The 16,159-nt window shown below is 54.0% G+C and carries 11 protein-coding genes; 9 read left to right on the top strand and 2 right to left on the bottom strand.

All coding sequences use genetic code 11. The features are described 5' to 3' along the window. The first annotated feature begins 25 nt into the window (after positions 1 to 25). The 9 genes from pheT to opp4C all read left to right on the top strand — a co-directional run bounded on the left by pheT (position 26) and on the right by opp4C (position 15,028). The gene (gene pheT / locus D7M11_RS31390) at positions 26 to 2,470 is read left to right on the top strand and encodes a phenylalanine--tRNA ligase subunit beta (protein WP_120751237.1); all 2,445 of its coding nucleotides are present in this window, start codon (positions 26 to 28) and stop codon (positions 2,468 to 2,470) included. 197 nt (positions 2,471 to 2,667) lie between these two features. Continuing rightward, on the top strand, positions 2,668 to 7,218 hold the full coding sequence (locus D7M11_RS31385; protein ID WP_120751236.1) for a hypothetical protein: 4,551 nt from the start codon (positions 2,668 to 2,670) through the stop codon (positions 7,216 to 7,218). Further along, positions 7,219 to 7,776, top strand: a complete 558-nt coding sequence (locus D7M11_RS31380) for a CvpA family protein (RefSeq protein WP_120751235.1) — start codon at positions 7,219 to 7,221, stop codon at positions 7,774 to 7,776. Between the two features lie 204 nt (positions 7,777 to 7,980). Further along, the gene (locus tag D7M11_RS31375; RefSeq protein ID WP_120751234.1) at positions 7,981 to 8,451 is read left to right on the top strand and encodes a hypothetical protein; all 471 of its coding nucleotides are present in this window, start codon (positions 7,981 to 7,983) and stop codon (positions 8,449 to 8,451) included. Positions 8,452 to 9,388: 937 nt separating this feature from the next. After that, a complete protein-coding gene (locus tag D7M11_RS31365; RefSeq protein ID WP_120751232.1) occupies positions 9,389 to 10,351 on the top strand; it encodes an ABC transporter ATP-binding protein in 963 nt (320 codons plus the stop codon). Between the two features lie 133 nt (positions 10,352 to 10,484). Beyond that, entirely contained in the window at positions 10,485 to 11,441 is a 957-nt protein-coding gene (locus tag D7M11_RS31360; RefSeq protein WP_120751231.1) for an ABC transporter ATP-binding protein, read from the top strand. A 34-nt stretch (positions 11,442 to 11,475) separates the two neighbouring features. Then, positions 11,476 to 13,134 carry a peptide-binding protein gene (locus tag D7M11_RS31355; RefSeq protein WP_120751230.1) on the top strand — a complete coding sequence of 553 codons (1,659 nt, stop codon included), beginning with the start codon at positions 11,476 to 11,478 and terminating at the stop codon, positions 13,132 to 13,134. Between the two features lie 42 nt (positions 13,135 to 13,176). Further along, positions 13,177 to 14,148 carry an ABC transporter permease gene (locus tag D7M11_RS31350; protein WP_120751229.1) on the top strand — a complete coding sequence of 324 codons (972 nt, stop codon included), beginning with the start codon at positions 13,177 to 13,179 and terminating at the stop codon, positions 14,146 to 14,148. A gap of 4 nt (positions 14,149 to 14,152) precedes the next feature. Then, positions 14,153 to 15,028, top strand: coding sequence for an oligopeptide ABC transporter permease (gene opp4C, locus D7M11_RS31345; RefSeq protein WP_120751228.1), 876 nt, complete (start codon positions 14,153 to 14,155; stop codon positions 15,026 to 15,028). 58 nt (positions 15,029 to 15,086) lie between these two features. On the opposite strand, the gene D7M11_RS31340 is transcribed toward opp4C, so the two are convergent. Together D7M11_RS31340 and D7M11_RS31335 are read right to left on the bottom strand one after the other, a co-directional pair. Further along, positions 15,087 to 15,455: a cupredoxin domain-containing protein gene (locus tag D7M11_RS31340; protein WP_120751227.1), complete on the bottom strand. Its 369-nt coding sequence runs from the start codon at positions 15,453 to 15,455 to the stop codon at positions 15,087 to 15,089. A gap of 160 nt (positions 15,456 to 15,615) precedes the next feature. Then, on the bottom strand, positions 15,616 to 15,981 hold the full coding sequence (locus D7M11_RS31335; RefSeq protein ID WP_120751226.1) for a phage holin family protein: 366 nt from the start codon (positions 15,979 to 15,981) through the stop codon (positions 15,616 to 15,618). Positions 15,982 to 16,159 lie beyond the last annotated feature (178 nt).

Here is a 16,159-nt window from a genome sequence, read left to right as displayed (position 1 = left end):
CGAAGAGAAAGGAAGTGAGCGGGACGTGAAAGTCTCTTATCAGTGGTTGTCGCAATACGTGGATTTGAAAGGATATTCCGCCTCCGAGCTGGCCGAGAAGCTAACCCGGAGCGGCATTGAAGTGGACGTCGTAGAAAGCCGCAACAAGGGCATCACGAACGTCGTCGTCGGTTATGTGAAGGCGCGGACGAAACATCCGGATGCGGACAAGCTGAACGTATGTACCGTGGACGCGGGACAAGGCGAAGACTTGCAGATCGTCTGCGGCGCACCAAACGTGGATAGCGGGCAAAAGGTGGCGGTCGCTCTCGTCGGAGCGAAGCTGCCCGACGGCCTGCATATTAAACGCGCGAAGCTGCGCGGCGTAGAATCGATGGGCATGATCTGCTCGGCCAAGGAGCTTGGCATGAACGAGAAGCTCCTGCCGAAAGACCAGCAGGACGGCATTCTGGTATTGCCGGATGACACGCAGATTGGCCAGTCGATTCTGGACGTGCTCGGATTGGACGACGAAGTGATGGAGCTGGATTTAACGCCGAACCGTTCCGACTGCCTGAGCATGATCGGCACGGCCTACGAGATCGCCGCCATTCTCGGCCGCAACGTGCAGCTGCCGGAGGACGAAGTCGGCTTGCACCCTTCGCAAATGAAAGCGTCCGACCATCTACGGGTCGAAATCAACGCCGCCGAGCAATGCAGCCGCTATGCGGCAAGACACATCACCGGCGTGAAGGTCGCAACGTCCCCGCTGTGGCTGCAAAACCGGCTGATGGCCGCGGGCATTCGCCCGATCAATAATATCGTGGACGTGACGAATTTCGTCATGCTGGAATACGGTCAGCCGCTTCATGCTTTCGACGCCGACCGGCTTGAGGGCGGACTCATTACCGTTCGTATGGCCCGCGAAGGCGAGAAGCTCGTAACGCTTGACGATGCGGAGCGGAATCTGGAGCCGCATATGCTGCTTATAACCGACGGCGCGAAGCCGATCGCTCTGGCCGGCGTCATGGGCGGCGCGAACTCGGAGGTTTCGGCGGAAACGACGACGATCGTGCTCGAATCGGCCAAGTTCGACGGCGGCACGGTTCGCAAAGCGTCGCGTCAGCTCGGACTTCGTTCCGAAGCTTCGCTTAGGTTCGAAAAGGAAGTAAATCCGGAAGCCGTCATTCCCGCGCTCGAGCGCGCTGCGTCGCTCATCGCGAAGCTGGCTGGCGGCGGCATAAGTGTTGGCATCGTCGAGAGCGTCACCCGCCCCGCGCAGCCGGTCTCGATCCCGATAACGCTCGACAAGATCAACCGCTACCTCGGAACGGAGCTGTCTTCGCTCGAAATCAAAGTAATATTGAACCGGCTCCACTTCCAGTTCGAAGAGCAGGCGGGCGCAGAATGGATGATTCATGTGCCGCTGCGGCGCGGCGACATTACCCGCGACGTCGATCTGATCGAAGAAATCGCACGCCTGTACGGCTACGATAACATCCCGTCCACGCCGATTCTCGGAGCGACGACCCCAGGCGCCTTGACGAAGCATCAAGCGGTCCGCCGGACGATGCGGGGGCTGCTGACGGAAAGCGGACTGAACGAGGTCATCACGTATTCGTTCACGCATCCCGACCAGATCGCCGGCTTCCGCGGCATGTATCCGGAGGCGAAGCCGATCGCCCTGGCAATGCCAATGAGCGAAGAGCGGAGCGTGCTGCGTACGAGCCTTGTTCCGCATTTGCTCGATACGCTCGAGTATAACCGGAACCGCAATCAGAACGACGTGGCGATTTTCGAGATCGGCAAAGTATTTGTCACCGGCGAGGAGCAGCTCACGACGCTTCCGCAGGAGAAGCTGCTGCTCGGTATCGTCTGGGCGGGCAGCCGGATGCCGTCGCACTGGGGCGGCAAATCGGAGAAGGTAGATTTCTACGATCTGAAGGGCGTGCTTGAAAAACTGACGAGCGTGCTCGGCATACCGGATATCCGGTATACGGCGGCGAAGCCGGAAGGCTTCCACCCCGGACGGACGGCATCCGTCACCATCGGCAGCGGCGCTGGCAGCCGCGTCATCGGTTATGTGGGACAACTGCACCCGGCTTTGCAGATGAGCAAGCATTTGGACGATACGTATATGCTCGAGATCGAGCTGGAGCCGCTGATCGAAGCGGCCGATTTCCGCATCGAATACAAGCCGCTTCCGAAATATCCGGCTATCGGCCGGGATATGGCCGTTGTCGTTGATGCTTCCGTGCAGGTGGCTGATATTCGCTATGCGGCCCGTGAGGCTGCTGGGGCGCTGCTCGAGTCGATCGAAGTGTTTGACATCTATACGGGAGAACGGCTTGGCGGCGGGAAAAAGAGCGTGGCGTTCGCGCTCGTATACCGTCATCCGGACCGTACGCTGACCGACGAAGAGGTCACCGACCTCCATGCCAAAGTCGTTGCGGCGCTTGAACAAACATTCGCCGCAGAATTGCGTAAATAGAAGGAAAAAAGACCGGCCGCATCGAATGTTATAGTCGATGGGCCGGTTTTTATTTATCGGGGCTCCCCGTTCACCAGAGGGCTCTCGCAGACCGGAACACGTATAGGCATTTATCGCGGTTTTTCGACAATTTTCAACCTGCGAGAGCCTTTAAAACAAGTCATTTCCGTGAGCCGGAGTCGAAAGGAAGTGTCTACGTGAGCAATAACGATAAAGTACGAGTTACAGTCGATATATATGGCATGGAATATAAACTGCTCAGCGCTACAAGCAGCGGTTATATGAAGCGGGTAGCCGATTACGTAAACGAACAGATGAATGTCACGGCCAAAATGTTTCCGCGGCTGGATACGCCGCGGCTGGCGGTGCTGACGTCGGTTAATATGGCGGATGAGTTTTTCAAAATGAGGACGCAGATCGACGAAGTACAGCAGCAGCTGCAGGCCGGTCGCGAGCTGGAGAAGCAGCATTCGCTGCTTGAGGAACGGTTCCGGCAACTGGAGCAATTGTCGGAGCAGGCCGCCGCCGAGCACCGGCAGCGCGCACAGCAGTTAGCGGCCGAGGCGGCAAAGACGAAGGAGCAGCTGGCTCGCGCCGAGAAGGAGCTTGCCGCCTCGCTTCAGAGCCGGGAAGCCCAGGCGGAGCAGCATGCCGGGGAAATGGAGAAGCAGCGCGAGACGGAAGCCCGATTGCAGAAGGAGAAGTCGCTTCTGGAGGAAATGGTGGCCGAGCAGGAGATCCGGTTCGGCCGGCTGGAGCAGGATCATCGGCAGCTGGAGGAGAGCCGCCTTGCCCTCTCGCAAAAAATGGACGAGCTGCTGGCGACGCATGAGGAGCTGACGAGCGCTTATGCGAAGCTGCAAGAGACGAGCGAGCAGGAGAAAACAAGCTTCGCGCTCAAAGAACAGCAGATGAAGGAGCAGGAAGAGAAGCTCCTGCTGGAATTTGTCGTCCAGGAAGAAGCGCATAAGAAGGCGCTAGAGGAGCAGCGGAGCAAGACGCGGCAGACGATAGAAGAGGAACGCCGCAAGGCGCAGCAGTCTTTGCAGGAAGCGCGCCGCCAATCGGAGCAAGCGCTGAAGGACATGCAGACGAAGCACGAAGAAACGATTGCGGAGGAACGTAAGGCGGCTTTCGAGGCACGCGAAGAGGACCGAGCAAAGCACGAGGAAACGATAGCGGAAGAGCGCAAGGCGGCTTTCGCAGCGCGTGAAGAAGACCGGGTGAAGCACGAGCAGGAGCTGCTGGAGGCGCAAGTGCAGCAGGAGCAGGCGCTGGCGGAAGAGCGTCTACTGTCGCAAATGGCGCTGGAAGAAGCGCAGGCGAAGCACGGGCAAGAACTGCAAGCTGCGAATGTGAAGCATGAGCAGGAGCTGCAAGCGGCAAATGCGGAGCATGAGGAAGCGATAGCAGCGGAGCGCAGAGCGGCTCTCGCGGCACGCGAAGAGGACCGAGCAAAGCACGAGCAGGAGCTGCAAGCGGCGAATGCGGAGCATGAGGAAGCGATAGCAGCGGAGCGCAAGGCGGCTCTCGCGGCACGCGAAGAGGACCGAGCGAAGCACGAGCAGGAGCTGCAAGCGGCGAATGCGGAGCATGAGGAAGCGATAGCAGCGGAACGCAAGGCGGCTCTCGCGGCACGCGAAGAGGACCGAGCGAAGCACGAGCAGGAGCTGCTGGAGGCGCAAGTGCAGCAGGAGCAGGCGCTGGCGGAAGAGCGTCTACTGTCGCAAATGGCGCTGGAGGAAGCGCAGGCGAAGCACGGACAAGAGCTGCAAGCAGTGAATGCGAAGCATGAGGAAGCGATAGCAGCGGAGCGCAAGGCGGCTCTCGCGGCGCGTGAAGAGGACCGAGCGAAGCACGAGCAGGAGCTGCTGGAGGCGCAAGTGCAGCAGGAGCAGGCTTTGGCGGAAGAGCGTCTGCTGTCGCAAATGGCGCTGGAGGAAGCGCAGGCGAAGCACGGACAAGAGCTGCAAGCAGTGAATGCGAAGCATGAGGAAGCCTTTGCAGCAGAGCGAGAGCGTCATGAGCGGGAGTTGCAAGCTGCGAATGCGAAACATGAGGAAGCGATAGCGGAAGAGCGCTTAGCGGCTCAGATCGCGCAGGAAGAGGAACAAGCAAAACATAAGCGTGAGCTTGAAGCTGCACAAACGAAGTACGAGGAAGCGTTGCAGGCTGCGAGGGTGATACACGAAGAGGCGCTGCAAGCGGCAAAAGCGGAGCATGAGGAAACACTGGCGGAAGTACGTCTAGTGGCTCAGATTGCACAGGAAGAAGAACAAGCGAAGCATAAGAGAGAACTAGATTCCGTGCAATCCAAGTACGAGGAATCGTTGCGAGCCCGGCAAGCGAAATACGAGCAGTCGCTGCAAGCAACGAATGCGAAGCATGAAGAAGCTCTACGAGTGGAGCGTTCGAGCCATGAGAAGGCGCTGGCTGAAGAAATTTTGCTGTCGCAGATAGCGCAGGAAGAAAAGCAAGCGAAGCACCAGCAAGAACTGCAAGCCGCGCAAGCGAAGTACGAGGAAGCGCTGAAGGCTGAACAAACGAAACATGAGCAGGCCCTGCAAGCTTTGCAGGCCAAGCATGAAGAAGAGCAAGCGGAAGAGCGTCTGCTGTCGCAGATAGCGCAGGAAGAGAAGCAAGTGAAGCATCAGCAAGAGCTGCAAGCCGCGCAAGCGAAGTACGAGGAAGCGCTGAAGGCTGAACAAGCGAAACATGAGCAGGCCCTGCAGGCCTTGCAGGCCAAGCATGAAGAAGAACAAGCGGAAGAACGCTTGATGTCGCAGATAGCGCAGGAAGAAAAGGCAGCGAAGCACCAGCAAGAGCTGCAAGCTGCGCAAGTCAAGTATGAGGAAGCACTGAAGGCCGAACAAGCGAAACATGAGCAGGCCCTGCAGACCTTGCAGGCCAAGCATGAAGAAGCACAAGCGGAAGAGCGTCTGCTGTCGCAGATGGCGCAGGAAGAGAAGCAAGCGGAGCACCAGCAAGAGCTGCAAGCCGCGCAAGCGAAGTACGAGGAAGCGCTGAAGGCTGAACAAACGAAACATGAGCAGGCCCTGCAGGCCTTGCAGGCCAAGCATGAAGAAGCGCAAGCGGAAGAGCGCCTGCTGTCGCAGATAGCGCAGGAAGAGAAGCAAGCGGAGCACCAGCAAGAGCTGCAAGCCGCGCAAGCAAAGTACGAGGAAGCGCTGAAGGCTGAACAAGCGAAACACGAGCAGGCCCTGCAAGCCTTGCAGGCCAAGCATGAAGAAAAGCAAGCGAAGCATCAGCAAGAGCTGCAAGCCGCGCAAGCGAAATTCGAAGAAGCGCTGAAGGCCGAGCGAGCGAAGCACGAGAAAGTGTTGGCCGAGGAGCTTTTGTTATCGCAAATGGCGGGTGAGGAAGCTGAGGCGAAGCATCATCAAGAGCTGCAAGCTGCTCAGACGAAATACGAGGAAGCGCTGGCAGAAGGACATCGAACGGCGCAGGCCGAGCTGGAAGCTGCACAAGTGAAGTACAAGCAAACGCTGCATGACGTGCAGTCGAAGCAGCAAGAAACGATAGATCGGATGAGTGAAGAACACCGCCTAATGGAAGAGCGGGCGAACAGTCAGGCTGCGCAAATCGTTCGTCTGGAGGAAGACAACGTCAAGGCGCAAGGACAGTTGGACAGCTTGAAGATGGAGCTGGAAACGGCCGAGCGCAACTATGCGGAGCTTGAAGAAAGACTCGATCGTATGCTCGATGCCTCCGAAAAAGAAGCGAGCTCTCACCTCCGGCGCGAGCAGGAGCTTTCGGTGGAGCTGCAGTGCGTGAGGGAGCAGGCCGAACGGACTGCGGGCGAACTGGAGAATGAGCGGCGCGGCCATGCTGCTGCGGCAGAACTGCATACGGAAGAACTGTTGAAGCTGGACGGCCGAAACAAGGAGCTTGAAGGAACCGTTCAAGCTCTGGAGGAGAAATGCAGCCGCCTGGAGCAGGACGTTCAGTTGTATGACAAAAACAGCCGCGAGCTCGGGCAGACGACGAGACTCGTCATGGAAGAAGTACGCAAGCTCCGGGAAGCGAATGCTCAGCTGCAGGAAAGACTTACCCAGAAGCAGAAGCAGATTCAGGGACAGGAAGAAAAGCTGACGAAGGAAATCGCCGCCCAGCAAGACTTTTACAAAAAGACGATGCAGGACATGTACATCAAAGCGCAGCAGGAATTAAAGGAAGAGCGCAAAAAAGCGGAGCAGGCGCTGCAGCTTGAGAAGAAAAGAAAGCAGCAGGAGCTTGAGGAAGAACGCCTTGCGGCGGCAAGCCGGATCGAGGAGGAACGGAGCCGTCTGGAACAGTCGGTCGCCGAACGTAAGGAAACCGAAGAACGATTGCAGGCAGAGCTGCAAGGCAAGCTGGAGGCCGCATCTAATCAAGACAAAGAGCGGGAGCGGGCGCTCACGGCTGCTCATGCCGAAATCGCCAGTCTGCGCTCGAAGCTTGAAGCGGCCGCATCGGTAGAACAAGCAGCAATTGAACGGGACCGGAGCCGGATCAAGCAGCTCGAAGCGGAGCTGGCCGAGGAGCGCGAGTCCAGCGCCGTGGAGCGTGCGGACCTGATCGAAACGTTCGAACGGGAGCGCAGTTCCCTCCAGCACGAAATGGAGCAGCTATTGAATGAACGGCGCGAGGGTGCAGATGTGCAGGTTCAATACCGGAAGCTCCAGCAAGAATACGCCAAGCTTCAAAACGAATTTAACGAATGGATTGAGCTGGTCGAGAAAGAATAATTGGATACGTTAAATACGATCGATATCGTTGCTGCGGTACTGGCGGTGACCGCGCTGGCTCTCGGATACCATCGCGGCTTCATCGCCCAATTTATTTCTTTAATCTCGCTGCTTGTCGCTTATTTGGCGGCCTATTGGCTGTATGACGACATAGCGCCTGTCCTTGCAACTTTGCTGCCGTTCCACCAGCTTCAGACGTACGACAAATACGCCTATGCGATTGAGACCCTCAATCTGGACGTGTACGTGTACAATGCGGCCGCGTTTGCGATCATCTTTTTTGCCGTCAAGATCGGACTTTCCATCGTCGGACGGCTGCTGCATCTGTTTACCCTCCTTCCAGGCATAAAGCGGCTTAACAAGTGGGCGGGAGCGATGCTCGCCCTGGTCGAGGCAGCTGTGCTATTTACGGTGGCGGTGCATGTGATGATCGTAATTCCTTCCGATTCATTGCAGCAGACGCTTATGAGCTCCGTTTCGGCCGATTTTGTCACTACGTATACGTCGGATTGGACAAGCAGACTGCAAGAGATGTGGAATCGCAATACTTGGCGATAGACCTTTCAATGTTTCCTTAGAGTGCGGATTCATCATGGAAGATACTTTCCAGGTTTCGTAATACAAATGAAAAAGTATCTATCCAGCCTCTCATCACCGAGAGGTTGGATTTTCTTTTTTATAGTAAACTATTGATACAATTAATTCCATTTATAGTGATATATTAGTATACTTAACGTACAAAATTAGTAAGGCAGGGAATTCATGAAAAAAAGAATCATAATTGTATTACTAATTATTGTTTTAGGTCTCTTAAGCTATTACAAGTTTGCTCCAATGTATGCAGAGAACAGTATATATAAAAGTTGGAGAAAGAATTGGGGAATTGATCTACCCTCAACCACAACTCACACTGTATTTGAGAATACCGGGTCAGCCGCCTATAGGGTTTCTACATATAGCAAGGAAGAGATTGAACGGATTAGCAAGTTGCCTTATTGGAGAAACACTGAAAAAAATTACATTTCGACTATTGTTTCGCAATATGTGGAGTTAGTTAAAAAGCTTCGAGGTCCTAATGAAGAAGCAGCCTATGTGGCGATGTTTAATAATGACCCTGTACACTATTATGATAGTTCTTTACTCTTTGAAAAAAGAAAGAATGATGGCGGATATTTTATTGCAATTTTGAACCCAAATGATCAGAGACTATACACCCTTGAAGTATATTTTTAGTATTGTATCAGCCGACGATAACACGTGTTAAAACTATAAAAACGAAAAGCCGTTCTCTCATGAGACGGCTTTTTTGGAAGTCCTGGCTTGCTATTTAGCTTGTCGCGCAGGGGAATGAACTGAAGCAGTGCTTCCTGAACACCTTTCCGCTCAAAAATGCCCATGATCTGCAAGTCATATGACCGATCGCGCCACATCCGCCAATTCATCCGCAACTCGACTTCTTCGATGTCATCGACCGGATCAGCCAACCGTTCAACATGGTAAAAGCGAGTTAAGATATAAGATATTCAGCCCTTCATTCCATGGTTTTGTCCATAAGGACTAAGCCTGGAATGAAGGTTATTTGTCCTTGTTTAATTTGTCGCATCGCGGTCGCTTGGAGGCCGCCATCCACGAGGTTGTACATCATTAACGGAACGGATTTTCCGCTAATGTTATGGGAAGATGGGAGAACGGGGGAATAGCGGAACAAGATTTCCGTTATTCAAGTAAAAACCCCCGAATTCCCCCTGGGATCCGTTCATCGTTCTGCGAATAGCGGAAAACGATTCCTCTATTTGAGGCTAAATCCGGTAATATGCAGGTTTAGCGGAAAAGTAGTTCCGTTAACTATAACACTCTCCGTTCGTTAGGATCGGCAGAGCCTCTCGTCCAATTCGCTTCAACTCTCACTACAACATTTTAAGTGGCAGTACATATTCCAATTAATGCATGTATCCTTTAACACAGTCATTCTTTAATGCATGTTTCCTTTAATGCGGGATATCTTTAATACGCCTTTTTATTAATACGTGTAAACGTTAATGCTTTTATGTAATAAAGTTTCTTTATTAATGATAAAAATGGGAAAAAAAATTTAATGACAACATCGGATAAAATCAGTAAAATAAGTTTGTGTATTTTTTTGTTGTAAAGAAATAGTGGGGGTGACGAAGTGCAGGAGCCAGTTTTACAGGTGAAAACGCTTAAAACGTCCTTCAGGACGAAAAATAGAGAAACGACGATTGTTGACGGCATCGACTTCGAAATCGGCCCCAATGAAGTAGTTGCACTTGTAGGCGAATCCGGCTGCGGCAAGAGCATGACATCGCTGTCCATTATGCAGCTCCTCCCCCGCGCAGGCGAAGTATCGGGCGGCGAAATCCGGTTTCGCGGCCGCAACTTGCTCGAGCTTACGAAGAAAGAAATGGCGCAAATTCGCGGACGCCGCATCTCGATGATTTTTCAGGAGCCGATGACTTCCTTGAACCCGGTACTGACGATCGGGCTGCAAATGACGGAAGCGATAGTACGCCACCTGAACGCCGACAAAACGAAAGCGAACGAAATTGCCGACGAATGGCTTCGCCGTGTCGGATTTCCGGAACCGTCCCGCATTCGCAGATCGTTCCCGCATCAATTGTCCGGCGGGATGAGACAACGGGTGATGCTAGCTATGGCAATGTCGTGCAAACCGGATTTGCTTATTGCCGACGAACCTACAACCGCCCTCGATGTGACGATCCAAGCGCAGGTGCTCGATCTGATGCGCGAGCTGCTTAAGGAAACCGGCATGTCGGTTCTGTTCATCACTCACGACCTTGGCGTTGTGGCCGAGATGGCAAACCGGGTTATCGTGATGTACGCCGGACAAATCGTGGAATCGGCAGACGTCCGGACGCTGTTTACTTCGCCGCTTCATCCCTATACAAAGGGATTACTGCAATCGACGCCGCGCATGAAAGGCGCCATCGAAAAGCTGGTCCCCATCCCCGGGAGCGTTCCTCCGGCCGGAACGAAGCTGCCGGGCTGCCGGTTTGCCGATCGCTGTCCGATCGCAACGCCCGAATGCCGGGAAAAACCGCCTGAACTGCGGCAGATCGGTTCGGGTCACACAGTTCGCTGCATTAAAGCGTAGTCTCGCAGACGCATGAACGTGCGGAGAACGGGAATCGGCCCCAGCTCTGTGTGTTCATTAGAAGGAATATTTCGCTTTAGTTATTTAAAAAGATGGTTATATCCATAATATTCCTCGGTAAGGGGGTTAAAAGTTGAGTGCGCCTCTACTTGAAATCAAAGGGCTGAAAAAATATTTCCCGATCGGTAAAAACGCCAAGGCCGGTTTCGTAAAAGCGGTCGACGATGTCAATCTGACGCTGTACGAAGGCGAAACGCTCGGCATCGTTGGCGAGTCCGGCTGCGGCAAGTCTACTGTCGGCAGACTGGCGCTTCGTTTGCTCGATCCGACTGAAGGCGAGATTCGCTTCAACGGCGTTTCGATCGGCGGGATGAGCCAGCGCCAGCTTCGTCCGATCCGCAAAGACATGCAGTGCGTCTTCCAGGACCCGTACGCCTCGCTGAATCCGCGCATGACCGTCGGTACGGCCATCGCTGAGCCGCTTGTTATCCAAGGGCGGAAAAGCTGGAAGGAAGCGATGAGCCAGGCGGAGTCGCTGCTGGAGACTGTTGGTCTAAGCGCACAAGCGGCGAGGCTGTATCCGCACGAATTTTCCGGCGGCCAGCGGCAGCGGATCGCGATTGCCCGGGCAATCTCGCTCGCTCCGAAGATGATCGTCGCCGACGAGGCGGTATCCGCCCTCGACGTGTCGATTCAGGCGCAAATCGTCAATCTGATGGGCGATCTGCAAAAGAAAATGAAAGTGTCGTACTTGTTCGTCTCCCACAACCTCAGCATCGTCCGGAATATCTCCGACCGTGTCGCGGTCATGTATTTGGGCCGGATCGTGGAGACGGCGAGCCGCGACGATCTGTTCAATTCGCCGCAGCATCCGTACACGAAGGCGCTGCTGTCTTCCGTGCCGGAGCCGGATGTAACCGTGCAGCGGGAGAGAATTGTGCTGCGCGGAGAAGTGCCGAACGCGGCCAAGCCGCCGACAGGCTGTCCGTTTCATCCGCGCTGTCCGATCGCGACCGAGCGTTGCGCGGCCGAGCGGCCTGAATTTAGGGAAGTGAAGCCGGGGCATTTTGCCTCGTGCCATTTCATATAAAACTATTTGGTGAAGGAAGAGGGGAGTAATCATAATGTTCAAGTCTTATCGCAAGCTGGCAACAGTAGCGCTCGCTGCCACTATGAGCGCATCCGTTTTGCTCGCGGGATGCTCCGCGGGAACAAAATCGGCGGGCGAGCAGCCTTCCACAGGTACTTCGACAGGGACGAATACGGCCGCTAAGGAGAAAGTGGACGGCGGCGAAATCACGACCGCTTACCTCGGCGATCCGCAAGGTTTCATCCGCTTCTGGGCAACAACGACAACTTCCACCGAAGTGATCGATCTCGTTTTCAGCAGCCTGTACAAGTTCAACGAGAAGCAAGATATCGTGCCGGATCTGGCCGTAGGACAACCTACGTTCTCCGACGACAAGCTGACCATGACGATCAAGATCCGCAGCGATGCCAAATTCAGCGACGGCAAGCCGGTCACGGCGGACGACGTTGTGTTCACTTACAATATTCCGATCAATCCGGACTACACGGGCCCGCGTAAAGGCACGTTCGAAAAAATGCAAAAAATCGAAAAAGTGGACGACACGACGGTTAAGATTACGTTCAAAGAACCGCACGCCGGCTATATCGATATGATGATTTACAATATTTTGCCGCAGCATCTGCTCAAAGATACGCCGGTAAAAGAAATGGACAAATCGCCGTTCTTCAAAAATCCGGTCGGCTCCGGTCCGTACAAACTGACCGAGTGGAAAGCTAGCCAATACCTCACGTTCACCCGCAACGAGAACTACTTCGGCGGCAAACCGGCGATCGAGAAAGTAACGGCCAAAATCATTCCGGACGCCAACGCCATGATGGCTCAGCTGCAAACGGGAGAAATCAACGTAATCGGCGTACCTGCCGACAACTTGGCTGCCATCGAGCAATACGCCAAAACGAACAGCAAAATCAAGCTGCAAAAGGGCATTCCGGTCAGCCAGTACCTGTTCATCGGCTGGAATCTGACGAACCCGCTGTTCCAGGACAAAAAAGTGCGCCAAGCGCTGACGATGGCGATCGACCGCAAAAGCATCGTAGACAATGTAGTCGAAGGACAAGGCAAAGTCGTCAACAGCCAGACGCCTCCGACGTACTGGAACTACACGGATAACGTGCCGAAGTTCGACTTTAACGTTGAAAAAGCGAAGTCGCTGCTTGCGGAAGCAGGCTGGAAAGATACAAACGGCGACGGCGTCCTCGACAAAGACGGCAAAAACTTCGAATTCGAGCTGCAGGTGAACCAAGGCAACACCGTTCGCGAGAAAGGCGTAACCGTCGTTCAGCAGCAATTGAAAAAAATCGGCATTAACGTAACGCCTCGTGTGGTGGAAAGCTCCGCCTTCACGAAAAACTTCCAAGGCAAAAACTTCCAGGCGATCTATTACGGCTGGTCGATTTCCGGCGACCCGAACCCGAAAGGCATCTGGCATTCGTCTGAAATCGAAAAAGGTTTGAATACCGTATCGTACAAAAACGCTGAAGTCGACAAACTGATCGACCAAGACCTCAGCACGTTCGACAAGGAAAAACGGAAAGAAATTCTCGGCAAAGTGGATGCGCTCATCGCGGAAGACCAGCCGTACACCTTCTTGTATTCGCCGACAGTTACGTATGCGTACCCGACCAATCTGGAAGGCTACAACCCGAACCGCGACGGCTTGAAGGAAATCGAGAAATGGTACTTTACTAAATAAGAGGCTTACCGAAAAATCAATGAATGAAAGAAGTGAGTTCCGTTGGCTCTTTACGCGCTCAGACGTTTGCTGAACGCCATACCGATACTGATCGGCATTACGATCATCTCATTTGCGATCATCCATATGGCGCCTGGGAGCCCGATCTCTCAATTTACCGAAGATCCGACGATAAAAGCCTCTGACATTGAGAACATGATCAAAGCCTACGGACTCGACAAACCGTTATACGTTCAGTATTGGGATTGGATCAGCGGCATCGTGCAGGGAGACTTCGGAATGTCCTTCCAGCAAAGCGAACCCGTATCGAAGCTGATTATGGATCGTCTTCCGACGACGCTTTTGCTGACCGTTTCCAGCTTCATCTTGTCACTGCTTATCGCCATTCCGTTAGGGATCGTGTGTGCGCTTCGGGCGCATTCCCGTCTTGACCAGATCGTTACGGCCATCTCGAACGTGGGGATTTCGATCCCCGGGTTCTGGCTCGGGCTCGTTCTCATTATGTTTTTCGCAGTCAAGCTGGGCTTCCTGCCTTCGGGCGGGCTGCAGACGATTAACGCTCCGTTCAGCCTTATGGACCGGATCGAACATTTGATATTGCCGGTATGTACGATGGCGGCCGCAGAGGTTGCCATCTGGACCCGGTATATTCGCTCCAGCATGCTGGAGGTCATTCACCAAGACTACATGCGAACGGCTAATGCGAAAGGCTTGAGGTACTGGCGGATTATAACGGTGCACGGGTTGCGCAATGCGCTTATGCCGGTCGTTACTTTGTTCGGACTCAGCTTGCCAGGCTTTTTTGCCGGGGCGCTTATTATCGAGAAAATATTCAGCATACCCGGCATCGGCAGGCTGTTTATCGAAGCGGCGTTCCAGCGCGATTATCCGGTTATATTCGCGATTACGACAGTTGGTGCCTTCCTCACCGTACTCGGCAGCATTATTGCCGACGTGCTGTACGCCATGCTCGATCCGCGGGTGAACATCGAAGGGAAAGGGGTGAAGGCGTAATCCGATGGAAGCTACAGTAACTACTAACAGTGCGGCCAAACCGGCCGCCAACCGCAACCGCGCCTGGGAGCGTTATAAGCAAAACAAGCTGGCGGTTATCAGTTTGTTCATCATGATTGCGCTCATCCTGCTCGCGTTGTTCGCTCCGCTCATCTCGACGCATGATCCGGCCGAGCAGGATCTGCTGAACCGGTTAAAGGCTCCGAGCGCGGAGCATCTGTTCGGCACCGACGATCTGGGCAGAGACTTGTTCAGCCGCGTTTTGTACGGAGCGCGCGTGTCGCTTTCGGTTAGCATATTCTCGGTTGTGTTTAATGTGGCGATCGGGGTATTGGTCGGGGCGCTCGCCGGGTATTACGGCGGCAAAGTGGATAGTATTCTGATGCGTTTTGTCGATATTATGCTGGCATTCCCGCAATTTTTCCTGCTGATTACGGTCGTAACGCTGCTCAAGCCGAATTTGTTCAATATTATTGTCGTATTCGTCTTATTCGGCTGGATGGGCAAGTCGAGGCTGCTCAGGGGGCAGGTGCTTTCTCTGAAAAATCGCGAATTCGTCGATGCGGCGCGAACGATGGGGATGAAGGACTCGCGTATTATTTTCCGGCATATTTTGCCGAACGCGCTTGCTCCGGTTATCGTTTCGGCTACGCTGCAGATGGGTTCGATGATTTTGACCGAATCGAGCCTTAGCTTCCTCGGTCTCGGTATTCAGCCGCCGCATGCCAGCTGGGGCAACCTGCTGCAAAGCGCGCAAAGTCTCACGATTATGATGAAGGCGCCGTGGCTGCCGGTTATTCCAGGCTTCATGATCTTCCTTACGATCATGTGCTTCAACTTTATCGGCGACGGGCTGCGCAGCGCGCTGGACTCGCGGTAATTCAAAAAAAACGCTTCGAATGGTGGCGATCACCGTTCGAAGCGTTTTTTGTTTGAAATTATTCGACAATCAGCTTGGCCGTCATTTTGGCATGGCCTGCTCCGCAAGGAATGCTGCAAATGATGTCGTACGTACCGGCTTTATCGAACGTAATGTCCTGCGACTTGTTCGTGCCGAGATTGATGCCGAGCTTGTCGACTTTGATGCCGTGAGCGCCTTCCTTGCTGTCGAGCGTCACTTTCAGCGTATCGCCTTTTTTCACTTTATATTCGGTTTTGTCGAAGCTCCAGTTCGTTGCCGTTATTTTCAATTCCCCGGAAGCGGGAGACGATGCTGCCGGGCTGTTCGCCGGTTCATCTTTTTTGCCGCAAGCCGCGAGCGCAAGCACGACGAGAAGTGCAAGCAAGTACACGATCGTTTTCTTCACAGGAAAATCCCTCCAATTGATTTAGTTTCATCGCCTCCTATTATATCGGATCGCCGTGAGATAAGCTGTGACCGCTTCGTGAACTTCTTATGAACGAAAAAAACAGTCTGCTCGCCTTTAGGGAGCAGACCGTTTTTTCGGGGGAACCGCATAATCGGCGTTACCTGGCCTCTTCCTTGCTGCGCCCCGCTTCGAACGGAGTGCTGATCGGAATAAACAGGTCGATAATGCCGATTACGAGCGCGGCCAGAATCGCCCCGACAACCGTAACGGATACGCCGCCGACAATGAACTGCGCAAGCCAGATGACGGCCGCGCTGGCGAGAAAGCCGACGATGCCGCGCCCGAAAGGCGTAACTTTTTTGCCGAAGATGCCTTCGACAACCCAGCCGAGCAGCGCAATGACGAGGGCTAGGAACAAAGCGCTCCAGAATCCGCCGACGGCGAAATTCGGAACGATCCAGCTGACAAACATCAGAACGATGGCCGATACAATAAACCGGACCACATGGCCTAGAAACCGCATAGAAGCTGCCTCCTTATGAAGGTTCGTGGTGCAATCTTTATTTTCTCCTACAGTGCCGGACGTATGATGCCAAATTCAGGGGAGGATGGCGGCGGGCAAATTTCGTATAACTGTTCGTTCAATAGCTAATCCTGGGCCCTTCGGATATAATAAAGAAACATACGTGTCTTTGGGGCTC

Origin of the sequence: Paenibacillus ginsengarvi, from assembly GCF_003626695.1 — a bacterium.
GTDB classification, from domain to species: Bacteria; Bacillota; Bacilli; order Paenibacillales; family NBRC-103111; genus Paenibacillus_AB; species Paenibacillus_AB ginsengarvi.
The sequence above is the reverse complement of the archived record's forward strand: the minus strand, read 5'-3'. Positions and strand labels throughout refer to the sequence as shown.